The sequence below is a fragment of the Saccharopolyspora hattusasensis genome (assembly GCF_050972075.1).
Lineage (GTDB): Bacteria > Actinomycetota > Actinomycetes > Mycobacteriales > Pseudonocardiaceae > Saccharopolyspora > Saccharopolyspora hattusasensis.
In genome coordinates, this window is the sequence record NZ_JBPCDC010000001.1 from 5,708,300 (window position 1) to 5,724,245 (window position 15,946).

Genomic DNA, 15,946 nt, shown 5'->3' on the forward strand with positions numbered 1-15,946 from the left:
ACGAACTTGCCGGATCCCTGGGTCGTGTACTTACGGCCCGGTGCCAAGGCAGGCGAGGAGACAATCGCTGAGGTGCTTCCGCTGGTCTTCCGGCTTGAACATGCTGGCTATACCGCCGCCCGACCCCCGTGGCCGGAGGACGCCACGGAAGGGCTGAGGCTCACCCGGCGGATGCGTTCAGCGATCAGGAAGATCGAGCGCATCAGCGAGACTGGATCGACCATCGCGTTGGTAGCCGCGCCTCCACCGGAGCTCTGATCGCCTTTTCCTGACTCATAACACAGATAGCTACTGCCGAGTATTTCAATGCGTGTCCGCTCGTTAGGACGAGTGCGAATAACGCTGCCATCCGTGCTCTTGGGTCCAATGAAGAGCCGTATCCCAGTATCCGATAGCTCCGACCCACACCCGTGTGAGTCCGTACTTTTCGACGTCCGGACCACGGTCGGGCTGCCTGTCTTCTTGAATTAGGCGGTGTGTGTGCCGTTCGGTGGAGGCTGCCCAGAAGAAGATCTCCCGTTCAGATTTGCCAGGTACGTGCAGCTTTTCCCATGAATCTTGCTTCTTCGCCAGAGTGTGCTCGATGGCGTCAACGACAAGATTGACGTCCGGAGGAACTGTTCCGCCATGCATGGCGGAAAGCTCGATATGCGGTTTTCCATGCTTCGCGTCAAGCTGTGGCGCCTGCCGAGCGGAAGTGACGCCATACCCGAGCAGGGTACGCACCGGGCAGGACGCATCGCAGAACAGGTGCTTCGAAAGACTGTCCCATTTGGGCATCTCTGCTTGGCCCTGGGCTTCAAGAGCGGCTAATGCTGCCTCGATTCTCGGGACGAGCTCCCGGAAGTCGACAATCAGGACCTTGTTGCCGTCCTGGGGAAGGCGCATCATCACGACCCAGGACGTGTGCAGGTTGCGGGCGCGAATGCTGTGATTCTTCGCAGCGCGAACCAGCGCGCGCCGGGTGTCCTCGTCGACGATCGTGGTCACCTCCAGCGCCCCGGTTGTGCCAATGTCGAAGTCGTACATGCTCGGCTGTTTGCCCGTGTCCCACTGGGTTACTTCGCGCCCGAGCGCCTTGGCGACGATTTCTTGTGCCATACGTTCTTCGTAGGACATTTTGGTAGGCATAGCCGTGATTCTGCCCCACCAGGAGGGCAGCGTTTACCTACATTGCCGTGCTTACACCGGGAGTCGTAGGACGGTGAGGTTGGCGTTGCGGTCGGTGTTGGACCAGACTGCGGGTTCGCCGGAAGGGAACAGCCGCGTTCCAACCGCGTAGACCTTGTGAGGACCGATGAGTTCTGCCGTGGTGCGCATGGGGGTCAGGACGTGCTGGCTGGCACTGGCCGGTCCGACGCCGACCGCGACGGGTGGCGCGGTCACGGAGTCGAGGCAGACGAAGAGGTCCGCGCGGCATTGGTGGGCGGTCATTTCGGCTGATGCCTGCACAACGAGTCGGTAAGGCCCCCCTGGATCGGGGATCTGGATGGCGGCGATCGGAGCCAGGCCGCTTTGATCTTGTCGTCTGGTGATCGCCGTGGTCTCGAAGACTTCGGTGGTGCGGGGTGTGTGCCAGGCTTGGCCGTTCCAGGTTTCGAGCCTTCCGTCCCGATACCGACTCTGTCCGCTGTGCACACCTGGTTCGGTGGGATCGTCTCCCGGCAACAGGACCCGGATGCCGTTGCGGGTGGCGGTGGAGCGTCGCAGGTCTCGGACCGTGTCGTCGCGGATGGCCCGGTCGCCGGGGCCGACCACGACGGCAGCGAGCACGATCGCCCCGACCGGTACGGCCTGCGGGGTGGGGTCGGTGTTGGGGGTGCCGGTGAGGGGCTCGATGACGAAGCCGGTGGTGGGGTCGCCCAGGCGTTTGTCGTAGGCGCGGGCGATGACGAGGTCGATGCGGGGGTTGACGGGGTCGGCGTCGTCGAGGGTGATCGTGCCGGGCTCGTCTAGCGTGCCGAGATACGGTCCCTGACCCGGGCGGTGGAGGACGCATTGCCCTGCGAAGATCCGCAGGTCCATGCTGGGATCGGGTGCGTCGGCGGTGACTTTGAGGTCGAGGGTTTGGCCGTCGACGGTGGTGGAGGGCAGCACGCCGTCGGCCCCGGCGAGCGCGGGCCCTGCGGCGGGGGTGAGGGTTGCGCCGAGGGCGTAGCGGGCTTCGCGTTCGCCGATGCGCTTTTGGGTGGCCCAGGGGTCGAGGCCGGGCAGGACAACAGGCACGAGCGTTCTCCCTTGGGGCTAGTTCCAGGCTGAGCGCCAGCAGACCGTGAGCCGAGCGCGGGTGTTCGGGGCGGCGTGGTGGGCCAGGGCGTAGTCGATACCGTCGCGCCGGGGTGGGATGGCGAGGGCGTCCCAGTCGGTGACGGCCAGGCGGTAGCGGCGGTTAGCCCTACCGGTGAGGACGATGCGGTCGGCCAGGTCGACGAGGACCTGTTCGTCGGCGGAGATGGAGTCCAGGTAGATCACGTGCGCGCCGGTGTCGCGGCGGGTGATCGTGATCGGTGCGACGAGTGGGCCGGTGAGCACGAACCGCGGCTCGGCAGTGGTGGTGCCGTGGTTGGCCACGTGCGCGAGCCCGGTGGAGTGTGCGGGCCCGAAGTCGAGGCCTCCGTGGAAGTCGAGTCCTCCGGTGAAATCCAGGCCTCGGCCCGAGCTCGGCAGCCCAGTGCTGACGCGGCGTTCCGGTCCGTATTTGCGGGGGTCGGGTGCGGTGAGGGTGATCGTGAAATCGAGGGCGGTGCCGCCGGGCCGGATGGTGATCTCGGTTGCGCCCGCGCGCTGCACCTGCGTCGTGAGGGTGCCGGTTTCCTCGGTGCACATCAGCTCGTACAGCCTGCCGGGCTCGGCGGCGAGGGTGGCGAGGCGGTGTTCGGTGTGGCGGCGGGCTTGCCAGGTCGGGGTGAGGACAACGCCGTGGAGTTCGATCTCGCGGGCTTGGGGCCAGACGAGACCCGGGTAGCCGCCGGGGCCGGTGGCCCGGCTAGGCGCGGAGGTGCGGGTTTCGGGTGCGCCGGACCAGCCTTTCTCCTCGGTGATGAGGTATTGGCAGCCGTGGTCGTCGGGGTCAGTGTTGAACGTCAGTCCATCGAGGACCCACCGCACCGGCAAACCCATGGTGTTGCTCCGTTCTGTGGGACTAGAGGCGGGCGTCGTAGGCCAGGCGGCGAGAGACCATCGCGGCGATGGCGGCTTCGGACTGCCCCGGTTGGGGGTGAACGTTCACCGTGATCGACCGTCCCGCCGCCGGTATGGGGGTGGTGGGTAGGCGGGGTGCGGGTGGCAGGCCGGGTAGCGGAAGCGCGGCGGCGCCTGCGACGCCTGCGGCCATGCCGTTGACGGCCTGCACGGGTAGCGGGGCGGTGCGTTGGACGCCTTGGGCGAGTCCGGCGGTGAGGTTCGCGCCGATCTCGGCGAACACCCGCGACGGGGACCGGATCCCGAAGATGCCCTGGACCTGCCCGATGAGGCCGCGTCCGAGTCCGAGGACGAAATCGCGGAACCCGGCCCAGGCTTGTTCGAAGCCCCGGCGCAGTCCGTTGACCAGGTCGCGGCCGGGTTGCAGGAGCAGGTCGCCGAGTCCGGCCAGGGTTTCGCGGACGCGGGGCGGGAGGGTGCGGAACCAGCCGACGAACTCGACGATCTTGGCTGCGGCGACGACGGGTAGCTGCGTCAGGGGATTGTGCAACAGCCAGTCGATGGCTTGTGAGACCGCCCGCACCGGCCCGATGGCGAAGGTGAACGCGTCGGCGAGGAATCGCAGGACCCCGACGACAGCGGGAATCACGGCGATGAGCACCCGGAGGATGAAGGTCACGAACGGTAGCGCGACCGCGTTGACCTCAAGCCAGGCCTGAGCGATCCGAGTGAGTTCGGGGATCAGGGGCACGAGCGCGGCGAGGAGTTGGCCGAGCGCTGCGATCACGGGCTGAAGCAGTGGCGCGGCGGTGATCAGGGCTTGGGCGAGGCCGGTCAACAGTGCGCCGATGGCCTGCCCCAGAGGGCCGAGCAGCGGGGCGAGCGCCGTGGCGACGGCCCCGATCGCCTGCCCGATCACCGGCAGGGCTGGGGCGATCGCGGCGAGCCCATCCCGCAGGCCACCCAGGAAGGTTTGCAGACCGTCGCTGTTGACCAGCGCAGCGCCCAGATCAGCGATCGCGGGGGCGATGACGGTGCCGATGATGCTCGCGACCTGCGTGAGCACCGGCACCAGAGCGGTGCCCAGGCGCATCGCGGAATCGAAGAACGCCCCAAGCGCTTGCTGACCCGCCGTGGAGTTGACGAACTCCGCGAGCCGACCGGTGATTTCGTCGATGACGCCCAACAACCCGCTGCCCACGTTCTGCCCAGCGGTGACCACGCCACTCACCAGGCGGGCGATGTTGCCCAGCACCCCGGCGAGCTGGCCGAGTGCGGCCAGGCCCGAGCTGATCCAGTTCTCCAGCTGGCCGGACTCGCGGGCAGCGGCCACCATCCGCCCGAGCTCGGTGGCCGCTGTAGCGGCTCCGGCGGCGAAGGCCGGCAACACCGAGGCCCCGACGGCCACCAGGTCGCGCACGACCCCGGCCAACGGTGCTGCCGCCGGAGCGATCGTCTGCACCGCGCGGGCGACGTTGAGCAGAATGTCGCCGACATCCGCTTGCGTCGCGGCGGAGGCCAGGAAATCAGCCAAACCTCGGGCAGCGGTGTTGAATCCGTCCGCCACGAGACTCAAACCGGTGGTCAGTATCGGGAGGTAGCGGGCACCGAGGTCACGGACGCGTTCGGCCAGCCCGGCGAAGAGGCTTTCCTGAACCGACAGGCGCAACCGGGAGAACCCGCCGCCGAGCGCGGCGATCTCGGTGACCGCCGCGCGGGCGGCGGGGGCGAGCGTGCCCAATGCCTTGGCCAGCGCAGCGGCGTCGCCTTCCCGCAGCGCGGCCAGCGCATCGCCGATCCCGGACAGTCCCAGCCGCAGCGTTCCAGCCGCGACCCCGGCGGCAGCCAGGATCGAGGGCAGCATTCCGGCGGAGCCGCCCGCTGTGGCCAGGGCGGAGGCGAGCCCGGCGAGAAGACCGACCCCGGCCTGGGCACCGATCGAGGCGAGTCCTGCCGACGACAACCCGGCGAGCGCCCGGGTGATCTGACCCGGCAGGCGTGTGACGGAGTGCTTGTCGAGCCGGACCTTGATCTGCGCCGGTGGTGCGGTTTGCTCGGCGCGCTGCACCTCGCCGCGCAACTCCCGGCCCAAACCCTCCAGCGAGGGCATGACCTTCAGGTAGGCGTGCCCGACGGTGGCCACGAGGCACCACCCCGAAACCACCAGGCTGTGGTCGCTAGCTGCGCATCCAGTGGGCGATCGACCGCAAGGACGCTGTTTCCGCCCGCAGTGGCGGCTGCCGTGCTGCCGGTTGGTCTGGGATCAGGACGGGAGGGGTGGTGTGTTCGTTCTTCACGGTTGCGCCGAGGGCGGTCACCACGTCCCGCCACAGCGCGGTGATCCGCCGCTCCACTGCCAGCAACAGAACTTCGCTGCGGGTCCACGCCGCCTCGGGGTTCCCGACTCGATACAACCGCGCTTCCGGCGGCAGGCCCGCGACGAGGACACATACCCGGCGCAGCGACATCTGGCCCCGGTACAGGTCGAGGACATCGGCCCGGTAGTAGGCCAGCAGGTCTGCTTCGATCGCCGCAGCGGTGGTCTCATCTGCCAGCAGGCGGGCGACGGTCAGCGGTTTCCCACCCCCACCTCGGCCATCACCTGTGCCGCGAACTCCTCGGCATCCCCAGCGGTGCGGGCGATGCCGCGCCACAGGATGTACTGGGCTTCGCCGAGGATGTGACGCAGGGCGGTCAGATGTCTGCCGTCCTCTTCGGCTTCCATTGCTTCCAACGGGAACGCCTCAGCCCGAGGCAGGGTGAATTCAGTGCCACGCCAGGAGATCCGCACCCCCTCACGGTCGGGGGCGGTTGTTCCGATGGCTTCGGCGCGCTGTGCAGCGGACATCGAGGCGACTCCTTCGGGTTTGGTGGCGAGCGGGTTTTAGGGGCGGGCGACGGCCGGCGCCATGCCCGGAGGCATCGCGTCGGGGGTTTCGCCGTATTCGGGGGAGAAGGCGGGGTCATCGGTGAGCCAGGCGACCAGCGTGTTGGAGCCGTTCTGGTCGGCCAGCGCGGCGAAGGTGATGCCCCACTTCGCCTCCTGGGTCCGGGAGAGTTGGGCCTCTTCGTTCTCGCTGACGTCGGTGCGGGCGATGTAGAGGCGGTGGTGGTAGACCTCGATCGCCGAGATTCGGTCGCTCCAGTCCACGCACAGCGCTCGGACATCGCCGGAGGGGATCGCGGAGATCTCTCCTCGCCACTGCCCGTTGGCGTGTGGGCGGAAGGTCATGCCGCCGAAGTACGTCGAGAGCACCGCGGCCTTGGTTTCCTGAAAGTTGCTGGTGACCCGAAGTTCGTGGGATTGCAGGATGTAGCGGGCGGGGGCCAACTGCTGCCAGTGCTTCGTGGGTTCTTTGTCCACCTCCCGCTCGATCGTCACCCCGTCCTCGTCGGACAGGCCGAGACCCACCCACGGGCGTGGCAGCGGGCTGGTGGCATCCGGAGGCTCCGGCGTGCCCGGCGGCGCGATCGACACCTCACCCACCCCAGGCACCCGGACCAGACCAGAGTTCAACGCCATCTGAGGTTCTCCAGAAATTGCGAAAGCCCCGCCACAACACGGCAACGGGGCACGGGAAAGGAATCAGAGTTCGGGGCGCGGGCGGGTGAACACCGCCGCCGACGCCGTCGCCACCGGCCCGCCGGTGTAGGGGTCGGGGCCGACTTCGGCACCGGCGATCGGCTCGGCCGCGATCACACCACCGGCATCCCGCTGCGCGACGAGAGCGGCGAGCGCCAGAGAACACACCCGTTTCGCGGAATGCTGCGTCTCGTGCCATGCCGATATCCGGATCGTCGACCGCAGCGGCGCGGGCCACGACCACGTGGAGCCGTCCTCCCGCACCAGAACCCACGGCAGCGACGGTGGACCTGGGCCGTGGCCTAATTCGGTGGAGATCCGCAGGCCCACCACCAGCCGCTCATCCAACGACGGCAGCACGTCCCGGAGGAGCCGCACCACCAGCTCGGCTGCGTCCGGCGGGACGAGGACTGTCACGTTTTCAGCCCTTCCGGCTCGTATCCGGCGGCGTGCGCGGCGTTCTTCAGCAACCCGTGATGGGCTTCCATCCCGACACCAGCCGGATGCCGGATGGCGACCGTCACCCCGGCCCGGTCCGTGCCCGGATCGTCGAACACGTCGATCGGCAGTGGCTCACCGCTGGTGACCGTGTGCTCCTTTGCTCGTGCGGCAGCACCGATCTCCTCGGCCGCCGCGCGAACGACCGCCGCCACCGGCTGGCTTCGCAGGACCTCGACCACACCAGGGCTATACAGCCGAACTCGCGCCATGATTCCTCCCCTCGACGACTCGTAGGAAGGCCTCGACATGCCGACGTCCTCGGCGTGGTTCCCATACCTGAGGTTCGCCCTCGATGTCGAAGACCCGGCCCCGCCACTCCACCCGCGCCTGTGGCGGGATGTCGGCGAAGGTGAACAGCCGCCACCGCGACACCACCGCCTTACGTCCCGGCTCGGCGGCGTCATGGCTTGGCATCGGCTGCATCAACGCCAGCACGGCCCGACGGCTGCCCCTCCGGTAGTCCAGCTGGGACACCGGGTTGCTGTAGGCATCGGCGACCTCCGCAGGAATGATCAAGGTGATCGTGTGCGGGAGCTGCATGGATAGCCCTCCCCTCGCTACTTTTTGGTGCTCGCTATCGTGTCTGAAAGAGAAGTCGACGACTGGGGAATCGCTTCGCCATGACGCAGCAGTCCAGTAGGCCGAACGGCCGACAAGACACCGTCACGAAGACGGAAACGACCAACGTCACCAACCCGCGGAACTTTTGGAAGACGAACGGCCTCGGGATTGTGATCACTGCACTCGGAGGCGTGATCGCGTCGATCGTCACGGGCACGGCAACCTACTTGGCGGCCCAGAAGGACAAAAACCCGCTGCCGACTTTCGCAGAAAAGACCGTGACCGTTACGGCTGAGGCGCCCCTAGGCGTGACTCCCGAAACTTCAGTTGCTGGATCTACACAGCAAGTATTGTCTGATTCTGAGGTTCGCTGGAACGGACGGTTCGCCTTCACGATCTATCCTGACTTCGAATCGATCCCGCCAAAAAACAACGGGGATACGAAGAATTATCTATACGCAAGCTCAAGTGAGATCCACTTGGGTGGTAGTGGTGGGGGTAGCCTGTGGACGGGTCCGACTCCGCCGACGAAGAAACAGTGCTCGGATCTGATTGATACTCAAGCTCAAGCTGGTGCTTCTACTGCAGCGGGAACGCAAATCTGCTATCGCACCGGTACGGGCCGGTTGATCTTCTTCACTGTCGTTAGTGTCGATAGGCAAACTGGTGCAATTGACCGAGTTCAGACCGACCTTGTGATCTGGAAATAGCGGTTGCTTTGCGCGTTATACGAAGTTTGAGTTCCTGTGCCATTGCTCGCCGCCGTAAAGCACTGCTTCGTGCTTCCCTCGCCGGTAGTCCAGCTGGGGCACCGGGTTGCCGTAGGCGTCGGCGACCTCGGCGGGCGTGATGAGGGTGATGGTGTGCGGCAGCTGCATCTAGTCGCCCCCTCATGCCTACTGCGGTCTGCCCGTGTAGTGGCCGAAGCGTGGGTGGTCTGCTTACGTTGCGTCGAAAATTCCTGGTCCGGGGCCGAGAATGGTGTCGGGGTCGAACTGGGCTTTGCGTCGTTGCGCGATGGGCCACCGGTCCCCGTAGTGCCGGGCCCAGTCCGCCCGCGTCATGGGTGTGGCACCGATCGGGTAGAGGGTGCCTCCGACGGAACGGGCCTGCTCGTACAGCCGCTTGTTGCGGGCGAGCATGTCTGCGGCAAAGTCCCGGTCGGCCACGGCCAGGGTGGAGTCGTTCAACAGGTCGAAGAGGTACACCAGATCGCCGTCGGTATGGGAGGGCAACCGCAGGTTCGGGCGCCGCATGGTGTCGCGGTGGTGCACGAACAACAGCACGTACCCGGTCGGCGACCAGTCGCGCACGCTCAAAGCCTTCACCGCGTTGGTGACGAAGGGTTCCACTGTGGAGTCTGGCAGGAAAGCGTCGAACCACGGTTTCGTGGTGTGTTCCCACCCCAGAGCCTCCGTGACACGCATGACGCCGTCGAAAAACAGGGCATGCGCCAGGTAGGACCAGTTCAACGGCACCGGCAGCACACCATGCAGGCCACGCAGCAGGTGCCCGGAATCCGGCGGTGACTCCGGCTCGGAGTACACGGCGATGTTCAGCGTCGGCACCAGTCCGGTACTTCCCGGCTGCCACATGCCGAAGACCTCGTCGACCTCGCCACGGCGGGCCAACGTCCGAAGGTCGGCGAAGAAGCTTGGGTGGTCCAGGTACGGAATGATCCACGACCGCACCCGGCGCGGGCGCGGCATGAGGTCCAGCTTGACGCGGGTGACGATTCCGCACTGGCCCAGCCCGGCGAGCACCGCGTCGAACAGCTCGGCGTTGTGCGTCGCCGAGCAGGTGACGATCTCGCCTGCCCCGGTGACCACCTCCAGCCACCGGACGTGGTCGACCTGCGCGCCGTGCCGGTAATTCGGCGAGATGCCGCCGGTTTGCAGCGTGCCGCCGATCGTGGGCCCCAGATGCCCGGTCAGACCGGACGTGGCCCGCAGGCCCTTCGCATCGGCGGCCTTGACCAAGTCGCGCCAGATCACCCCGGCATCAACATCGGCGCCACCGCGACCGGTGTGCAGGGAATGGATCGTGTTCAGCGACCGCATGTCGATCAGTAGCCCGTCCGCCACGAGGGACTGGCCGAACATCCAATGCCCCGATCCGTGCGCGGCGACCTTGATGTGTCGTGCGCGGCAGTACCGGATCATGGCGGCGACATCGCGCGCCGATCCCGGCCACAGCACCGCAGACGGGCGACGGCGCACGATGTTGCCCCAGTCCCGCGAGGCCCGATCCAGTGCAGCGGGCTCCACAGTGAGAACCCCGTCCAGCTCGGGGATCGCCTCCCATGACGGATTCGCTCCGGCCATGCCAGCGGTAATCCAGCCGAGGGCGGAGCTGAAGCCCACCACGGTCGCCGCACCTGCAGCGGCACCGAGAAGGTGTCGACGGCTCAAGGGTTTCTGGTCCAACCTGGATTCCTCACATCACAACAAGCCGCCGGAAGCCCAGCGGCGAAAAAACGGAAAGTGGTCCCACGAAACAAGAGTCCGTGGTTGTCGGACAGAAAACGCCTCGTCAACCAGGGGTGGGGGCGGTCCAGATGCCGAACGCGGCGGAGCGTGGTTCGGCAGGCCGCAGGAGGTCGATTTCGTCGTCGGTCAAATAGAGCCCGCCGCCGTCGTGGGCAGCGGTGCGCGACCACGACCCGGCGGTCTCGGTGGTGAGGCCGTCAGCGGGAGTTTCCAGCGCGCGCAGCACAGCGGTGGCGATCACGCCGACCGCCGTGGCGGGTGGCGGATGGCCGAGCGCGGGAACACGGGCGTGGGCCATGGCGGTGGCGTCGTGGATGAGCACGGCCGCCCGCGCCCGCTCGGCCTCATCGAGAACACGGGTTGCGCGGGCCTGGACGTCGTCCACGGTGGCCAGTGGCGGCCATGCGGGCATCGGGTTACCCCCGCGCCACCCGCGTGGGCTTGGCCGCCTCTGCCTTGGGCGCGGCGGGCCCGGCGGTGAGTCCGGTGATCGTGCCGTGGGCGCGTTCGTTGCCCCATTTCAGGCCGATTTCGCCGTAGAGCTGGTAGTCGTCGCGGGATCCGGTTTTGGCCAGGGGTTCGACGAACAGGAAGCCACGGTCGGGGATACGCAGAAACACCGGGGTGCATTGCTCCAGAGACACCAGGGCGAGAGTGTCGCGGGGCATGTGCCGGTCAAGCATGATGCCCAGCTGCCCGAAGTCGGTTTCGATGGTCTGCACCGCCACGCCGCCGACGGTGCGGGAGAGCTCGCGGTAGTGCTTGCGGGTGATGAACAGCTCGGTGAGCTGGCGCTTCTGCCAGGCGTTGACCAGCAGGGTCGCGGTGTCGCTGACCTGGATGCCGCCGTTCTCCCACACGCTCTGACACAGATCCAGCACCATGGTTTCGCTCAGCGGCGTCGCCTCGGGGTGCCGGATGGTGTTGGTTTCGATGGCGTCGAGGAGTCCGCGGGTACGCCGTGGTTCGGTGTTGTCCACCGGTTCGTGCAGGCGTCCGGTGAGGAAGCTGACCTCGATGTCGCGGGCGATCTGCTCCAGCTGGCGCTGAATCTGGAACTGCACCTCGTTGGTCACGGGGTTGGCGCCGGCCAGTCCTGCGGCGTCGCGGTTGGGGGATCCAGTGCTGGCGTATTGGCCGATGGCGGCTTGCTTGGTGTAGGAGACGTCGATGGCTTCCTGGTGGATTTCCACAATATTGCGGACGTTCCACCGCACCCGGTGTTCCGGATCCGGCGGGGCGGCGCCCTCCAGGCGCTGCCGGTGGGCATCCGGCGAGCGAAGGTCGTAGGCCTGCCACTGGAAGGTCGTCGACGTGGTGTCTTCACCTCCGGTGAGGCCGTCGATGGCGGACAGGAACGGAGTGTCGGTGGGCGTGACCGCGAACAGCTCACCCACGAAATTGGGTGTGTTGTAGGTGTTGGCCATCCCGATGATGCCGGGCACGATGCGCTACCTCCAGGATCAGGCGGGGCGGTTGAGGTCGATGGCTTGCTGGGTTTTCAGCGCGAGGGATTCACGCCAATTGCCCGACTGCTGCGCTTCGGCGATCCGGGAGTCCACACCGGGTGAGCCGTCGGGCCGGGCTCCCTGCCCGGCATCCGGCGCGGGCCTGCGCCGCTCGTCTCGGGCGAGGTAGGGGCGTTCGGCCAACACCGTGTCGAGGTCGGTGCGGATGGCGGTGGTGTCGATGTCGCCGTTGTCGGTGAGGTAGCGGGCGGTGTCGTCGAGGAACCGGGGCGCATCGGCCGGGTGCGCCCACCCCGAGGCGGCGGCACGGATCTCGGCTTCCACTGCTCGTCGGATCGCCGCGTCTCGGGAGGCGGCGAGTTCCTGGGCTTGCCGTTGCAGCTTCTCGGTCTCCGAGCGACCGGCCTCTTCCAGTTCGTCGAGCTTGCGGGCTTTGTCGCGGTTCTCCTTCGCCCGTGCCTCCCACCGCCGGAGTTGTGCCTCGGTCTTTTCGTAGAGGGCTTTGTAGTCTGGCTGCGCCTCGGCGGCTGTGTCGTCGGGTTCGGTGGTCTGCGGCTCGATGTAGTCGGGGGTGTCGAGATCGGTTTCGGACAACGGGTCTCCTTGTCAGATGAGGTAGCCGAAGCGGCGGAGAGAGGTGGTGAGTTCGTCGTGGTCGCGGGCAGAGCGCAGCAGCTCACTCGGCATCGGCCGAGGCCCGGAGCTACGGCTTCCGGCGAGGCCTCGGCGGGTGGTGCCTTCGCGGGTGAACTGGTGACCACCTGCGGCGTACATGCCTCGGCGGGCGTTGACGACCTGGCCGAGGTCCGCCCCGGCGCGCACGGCGGCGGCCCCGGCCTTACCCAGCGCCTTGTCCTGCTGCGCGGGGCTCATGGCCTCGAGCAACGCACGCGGGTTGTTGCCGAGGTCGCGCCCGGTCCATTGGGCGTGGGTGACCGGCCGCATCTGGCAGTCACAGCGCGGATGCCGCAGAAACCCGGCGGAGTACCGATACAACCGCCCGGCAAGGATCAGGCACCGCCCGCAAGCGGGCAGGACCACGATGCGTTCGTACCCGGCGATGCCGGGTTCGGCGGCCATCGCGACCTGCCCGGCGACCCGTCCCGCGTCGGCCACTTCCGTGGTCACGTACAGCAGTAGCCGATCAAGCCCGGCCGCCTGTGCCTGCGACGGTGGGGCTCCGAGGCGTAGTTGCCGCAGCGTCCACAGCACCGCCAGACGCAGCAGGCTCAGCAGTGGCCGGCCGTCGGCCGCCAGCCCGGCGAACGCCGACGCCACCAGCTCGCCGACCGGGGCCGGTGGCGTTCCGGCTTCGGCCGTGGCGGCCGTGACATAGGGCTGGGCTAGCGCAGCCGCATCGGTCTGCGCCTGGGTGAGCGTGGCGGCGGCCCGCTGCCCGAGGCCTGCGTCCCAGGAGTCGGCGAGGTTTGCCGGGTCGAGTTGCCGCCAGGTGTGTTGCGCGGCATCGGCGGCCCGCCGGACAAGGGCCTGTTGTTCCCGGTAGTAGCGGGTGGCGAGATCGACCACGCCCCACCACCCTCGTCGTCGGTGCCGGGTTTGGGGCCGTACTGGGCGGCGGGGTCGGAGATCACGCGGGTGAGAGCTTCGCGGTCCTCGGCCTCCATGTCCCGGATCTGCCCATCGGTGTAACCCAACGCGCGGCGCGCGGCCCGGCGAGGCAACAACTGGTCGGCCTGGAACAGCTTCACCGTGGCATCCGCCTGCGCGGCGATCGTCGGGGTGGCGGCGTCAGTCCACATCGTCTCGATCCGCCGCGCCTGCTCCGGGATCTCATCATCTCGCACGAGGTAGACCAGGCGAAGGACCTGTTCCCACGCGGATTCGAACCCGCGTTGCCGCCGCTCGGCACGCTTGACCAACCGCGCCTCAGACGACCTAATGGCTTCGGCCGAGGCAGGGTTTTCCGTGGAATAGCCCAGGAAATGCGGCGGCAAACCAGAGATCGAGGCGACGAGCCGGGCCAGTGAGTTGAGAGTGTCGTGGAAGTTCGCCAGATTGGCCTCGGGGAACTGCCCGACCGCCACTCCGTCGTCACGTGGGGACTTCGGTGTGGCCCAGATCAGCCCGGCCACCGCTTCCCACGGGGTCAGTGGGCGGCCGTCTGCGTCGGTGAAGTCCTCTTGATCGAAGCCGAGCGCGTACCGGCGGGGCATGGCGTGGAACTCCGCCGAGACCATCATGTCCGTGGCGATCTTGCACGCTGCATCCGACAACGGAATGACATCGGTCAGCTCGGACTCACCCAGCGGGCGCATGGTGCGCGGCCGGTTGACTACCGGCACCACCGGCACCGCTCCCAACCCATGCTCATCCACCTCGCTCACTCGCCAGCCAGCGGCGGCGTCGCGGGTGAAGGACACCGTCTCCTGGGGCAGATACAGCGTGGCGAACCATTCCCGGTCCCCGGCTGGGTTGGTGTCCGACCAGCGTTTCAACGCCGCCCGCACCCGCCGGGTCCGCGGATCGAGCTCGACGTGCATCTGCAGCGGCGACTCGACGGTGACCAGCGGGGTGTCAGGGTCGTCTTCGTTGCTGCCGACCAGGACGTATGAACGGCGCATCACCATCGCATCGGTGTGCGCCTGCTGATACCCGGCGTCCAGGTCGTTGTACTGCCAGATCCGCCACAACTCCTCATCACGCCGGGATTGCCCACCGAGCCGGAAGCCAACGATGTCCAGACGCTCCTCCAGCGAGTCGACGACGAGGCGGGGCCAGTTCACCACCAGCTGCCGCACCCGTTCACCAAGACGGGGCAGCAGTTCGGGGTGCATGTAGGACAACCGCTGGCGGCCTTCGTAATAGGCGTCCAGGCTCTGAAGCTTGTCCAGCTCGCTGTCGTGTGCGCGAGCAAGCCGATTGAGCCAGTGCTCTCGGAGTGGTTCGGGCACGACCATCACCCGCCTAGAGCAATTGCAGTCGACTTGTCCAGAAAATCGATGAACCTTGGCTACATTGCCGTAGGCATGCTGTGTGGACTGTCCTCAATTCAAGGACGACGATGTGAGGGTGACAAGGTGAGCAATCGGCGGTCGTACTCTTCCGGAACCGAGAAGGCCCTGTTCCTACTGAGCAGGGGATACTGCTACGCGCCAACCTGTCAAGAACCAGTCTTACGGCGGATTGACGGCAAGGACATAGTTCATGTTGAAATCGCGCATATCTGCGCCCGCGAAAAGGGCGGAGCACGTTTCGCGGAAAGTATTCCTGAGGGCGACCGGAACAACTTCGAAAACCTGATCCTGCTGTGCACCGCGCATCACAAGCTCGTCGACGGCCTGTCAACCAGAGATGAGTACCCGGTAGAAATTCTGCGGCAATGGAAAGCGAATCGTGAGGGCGACCAGGCTGCCGAGCTCGAAGGACTGCGGGGACTCACCGAGGAACGTCTGCAAGAGTTGATGTCTGGTGCGATCGATCAAACGAGGACCAACCTGGAGAGTGCGATCGCGAAACTTGATGCGAATAGCAGGGAAGCTGCGGACATGCTGCGGTCAATGCTTGCGGAGACCTTCGATCGGCCGTACCTCGATCTCGACGCTGTAGCTTCACTCGAACACTCGGCCCGAATAATTCAGAACCTCCCTGACTGGGCACACATGTTGGAGCACGCGGCCCGGCCCGTGGAGGGTTTGGCGGACAACGCCACGATGCTTGAGCACGCTGCCCGACCGCTGGCTGGTTTGGCGGATACCGCCTCGATACTCGAAGACGCCACTCGACCGCTGGCTGGTCTGGCGGACAATGCCACGATGTTAGAGCAGGCATCCCGCCCCTTAACTAACCTCGCGGACAACGCAATGAGCCTTAAAGAAGCCGCCAAGCGCGTCGAATCAGCGATTCCCGGAGAAGCTCTCGAAAGAGTAGCAAGTCTAGGGAATTCCTTTCGGAAGATGTCGAATGGATCTTCTTCGTTTTCTGGCTTGGAAAAGACCGTCGACCGGATGGAACGGCTTGCCGCAGATATGGCAAAGGCTCCACCGGTGCTGCAGATCGATGACCAACAGCGGTGGCTTTACTTCAAATGGGGTCTGGGAATCGGCGTTGGCGTGTCGATCGTCCTCTTCGTACTGTGGTTTACATCAACCCAGCCCGCCTGAGGCCAACCGCATTTGGACACATGCACCGGCAACGACTGTGCTTCATCAATCGACCTACTATGTTCGACGAACATGCTGTCC

At 66.5% G+C, this 15,946-nt stretch carries 18 protein-coding genes and 1 pseudogene; 2 read left to right on the plus strand and 17 right to left on the minus strand.

Annotation, left to right across the window (positions count from 1 at the left end; translation table 11 throughout):
* Positions 1 to 321: 321 nt before the first annotated feature.
* The 10 genes from ACRXBZ_RS27275 to ACRXBZ_RS27320 all read right to left on the minus strand — a co-directional run bounded on the left by ACRXBZ_RS27275 (position 322) and on the right by ACRXBZ_RS27320 (position 7,765).
* A complete protein-coding gene (locus ACRXBZ_RS27275; RefSeq protein WP_433881505.1) occupies positions 322 to 1,119 on the minus strand; it encodes a hypothetical protein in 798 nt (265 codons plus the stop codon).
* 63 nt (positions 1,120 to 1,182) lie between these two features.
* Entirely contained in the window at positions 1,183 to 2,226 is a 1,044-nt protein-coding gene (locus ACRXBZ_RS27280) for a hypothetical protein (protein WP_433881506.1), read from the minus strand.
* Positions 2,227 to 2,244: 18 nt separating this feature from the next.
* Positions 2,245 to 3,120 (minus strand): phage tail family protein, encoded by an 876-nt coding sequence (locus ACRXBZ_RS27285; RefSeq protein ID WP_433881507.1) that lies wholly within the window; start codon positions 3,118 to 3,120, stop codon positions 2,245 to 2,247.
* Positions 3,121 to 3,142: 22 nt separating this feature from the next.
* Entirely contained in the window at positions 3,143 to 5,284 is a 2,142-nt protein-coding gene (locus ACRXBZ_RS27290) for a phage tail protein (protein WP_433881508.1), read from the minus strand.
* Between the two features lie 34 nt (positions 5,285 to 5,318).
* Positions 5,319 to 5,795, minus strand: a complete 477-nt coding sequence (locus ACRXBZ_RS27295) for a hypothetical protein (RefSeq protein WP_433881509.1) — start codon at positions 5,793 to 5,795, stop codon at positions 5,319 to 5,321.
* Positions 5,711 to 5,989, minus strand: coding sequence for a hypothetical protein (locus ACRXBZ_RS27300; RefSeq protein WP_433881510.1), 279 nt, complete (start codon positions 5,987 to 5,989; stop codon positions 5,711 to 5,713). The genes ACRXBZ_RS27295 and ACRXBZ_RS27300 overlap by 85 nt, the downstream gene beginning before the upstream one ends.
* 36 nt (positions 5,990 to 6,025) lie before the next feature.
* Entirely contained in the window at positions 6,026 to 6,664 is a 639-nt protein-coding gene (locus ACRXBZ_RS27305; RefSeq protein WP_433881511.1) for a phage tail tube protein, read from the minus strand.
* A 63-nt stretch (positions 6,665 to 6,727) separates the two neighbouring features.
* Positions 6,728 to 7,141, minus strand: coding sequence for a hypothetical protein (locus ACRXBZ_RS27310; protein ID WP_433881512.1), 414 nt, complete (start codon positions 7,139 to 7,141; stop codon positions 6,728 to 6,730).
* On the minus strand, positions 7,138 to 7,434 hold the full coding sequence (locus tag ACRXBZ_RS27315; protein WP_433881513.1) for a hypothetical protein: 297 nt from the start codon (positions 7,432 to 7,434) through the stop codon (positions 7,138 to 7,140). Before ACRXBZ_RS27315 ends, ACRXBZ_RS27310 begins: the two co-directional genes overlap by 4 nt.
* Entirely contained in the window at positions 7,412 to 7,765 is a 354-nt protein-coding gene (locus tag ACRXBZ_RS27320; RefSeq protein WP_433881514.1) for a hypothetical protein, read from the minus strand. Before ACRXBZ_RS27320 ends, ACRXBZ_RS27315 begins: the two co-directional genes overlap by 23 nt.
* A gap of 80 nt (positions 7,766 to 7,845) precedes the next feature.
* Here ACRXBZ_RS27320 and ACRXBZ_RS27325 point away from each other — a divergent pair, with 80 nt between their 5' ends.
* Entirely contained in the window at positions 7,846 to 8,496 is a 651-nt protein-coding gene (locus ACRXBZ_RS27325; RefSeq protein ID WP_433881515.1) for a hypothetical protein, read from the plus strand.
* A 15-nt stretch (positions 8,497 to 8,511) separates the two neighbouring features.
* On the opposite strand, the gene ACRXBZ_RS27330 is transcribed toward ACRXBZ_RS27325, so the two are convergent.
* The 7 genes and pseudogenes from ACRXBZ_RS27330 to ACRXBZ_RS27355 all read right to left on the minus strand — a co-directional run bounded on the left by ACRXBZ_RS27330 (position 8,512) and on the right by ACRXBZ_RS27355 (position 14,656).
* A complete protein-coding gene (locus ACRXBZ_RS27330) occupies positions 8,512 to 8,664 on the minus strand; it encodes a hypothetical protein (protein ID WP_433881516.1) in 153 nt (50 codons plus the stop codon).
* A 63-nt stretch (positions 8,665 to 8,727) separates the two neighbouring features.
* Positions 8,728 to 10,152: an FAD-binding protein gene (locus tag ACRXBZ_RS27335; RefSeq protein ID WP_433881517.1), complete on the minus strand. Its 1,425-nt coding sequence runs from the start codon at positions 10,150 to 10,152 to the stop codon at positions 8,728 to 8,730.
* A 166-nt stretch (positions 10,153 to 10,318) separates the two neighbouring features.
* Entirely contained in the window at positions 10,319 to 10,687 is a 369-nt protein-coding gene (locus ACRXBZ_RS27340) for a Gp19/Gp15/Gp42 family protein (RefSeq protein ID WP_433881518.1), read from the minus strand.
* A gap of 4 nt (positions 10,688 to 10,691) precedes the next feature.
* Entirely contained in the window at positions 10,692 to 11,720 is a 1,029-nt protein-coding gene (locus ACRXBZ_RS27345; protein WP_433881519.1) for an SU10 major capsid protein, read from the minus strand.
* 18 nt (positions 11,721 to 11,738) lie between these two features.
* Positions 11,739 to 12,338, minus strand: coding sequence for a hypothetical protein (locus ACRXBZ_RS27350; RefSeq protein ID WP_433881520.1), 600 nt, complete (start codon positions 12,336 to 12,338; stop codon positions 11,739 to 11,741).
* Between the two features lie 12 nt (positions 12,339 to 12,350).
* Positions 12,351 to 13,199 (minus strand): annotated as a pseudogene (locus tag ACRXBZ_RS42180) (hypothetical protein); the annotation flags it as partial.
* Complete coding sequence (locus ACRXBZ_RS27355) at positions 13,088 to 14,656, minus strand: phage portal protein (protein WP_433881521.1); 1,569 nt, start codon at positions 14,654 to 14,656, stop codon at positions 13,088 to 13,090. The pseudogene ACRXBZ_RS42180 and the gene ACRXBZ_RS27355, both read right to left, overlap by 112 nt.
* A 126-nt stretch (positions 14,657 to 14,782) precedes the next feature.
* Here ACRXBZ_RS27355 and ACRXBZ_RS27360 point away from each other — a divergent pair, with 126 nt between their 5' ends.
* Entirely contained in the window at positions 14,783 to 15,865 is a 1,083-nt protein-coding gene (locus ACRXBZ_RS27360) for an HNH endonuclease signature motif containing protein (RefSeq protein WP_433881522.1), read from the plus strand.
* The last annotated feature ends 81 nt before the right edge of the window (positions 15,866 to 15,946 follow it).

Coding starts and splice junctions, on each gene's coding strand:
- ACRXBZ_RS27300 (WP_433881510.1), bottom strand. CDS start 5,989: ATGTCCGCTGCACAGCGCGCCGAAGCCATCGGAACAACCGCCCCCGAC.
- ACRXBZ_RS27320 (WP_433881514.1), bottom strand. CDS start 7,765: ATGCAGCTCCCGCACACGATCACCTTGATCATTCCTGCGGAGGTCGCC.
- ACRXBZ_RS27275 (WP_433881505.1), bottom strand. CDS start 1,119: ATGTCCTACGAAGAACGTATGGCACAAGAAATCGTCGCCAAGGCGCTC.
- ACRXBZ_RS27305 (WP_433881511.1), bottom strand. CDS start 6,664: ATGGCGTTGAACTCTGGTCTGGTCCGGGTGCCTGGGGTGGGTGAGGTG.
- ACRXBZ_RS27315 (WP_433881513.1), bottom strand. CDS start 7,434: ATGGCGCGAGTTCGGCTGTATAGCCCTGGTGTGGTCGAGGTCCTGCGA.
- ACRXBZ_RS27330 (WP_433881516.1), bottom strand. CDS start 8,664: ATGCAGCTGCCGCACACCATCACCCTCATCACGCCCGCCGAGGTCGCC.
- ACRXBZ_RS27340 (WP_433881518.1), bottom strand. CDS start 10,687: ATGCCCGCATGGCCGCCACTGGCCACCGTGGACGACGTCCAGGCCCGC.
- ACRXBZ_RS27285 (WP_433881507.1), bottom strand. CDS start 3,120: ATGGGTTTGCCGGTGCGGTGGGTCCTCGATGGACTGACGTTCAACACT.
- ACRXBZ_RS27325 (WP_433881515.1), top strand. CDS start 7,846: ATGACGCAGCAGTCCAGTAGGCCGAACGGCCGACAAGACACCGTCACG.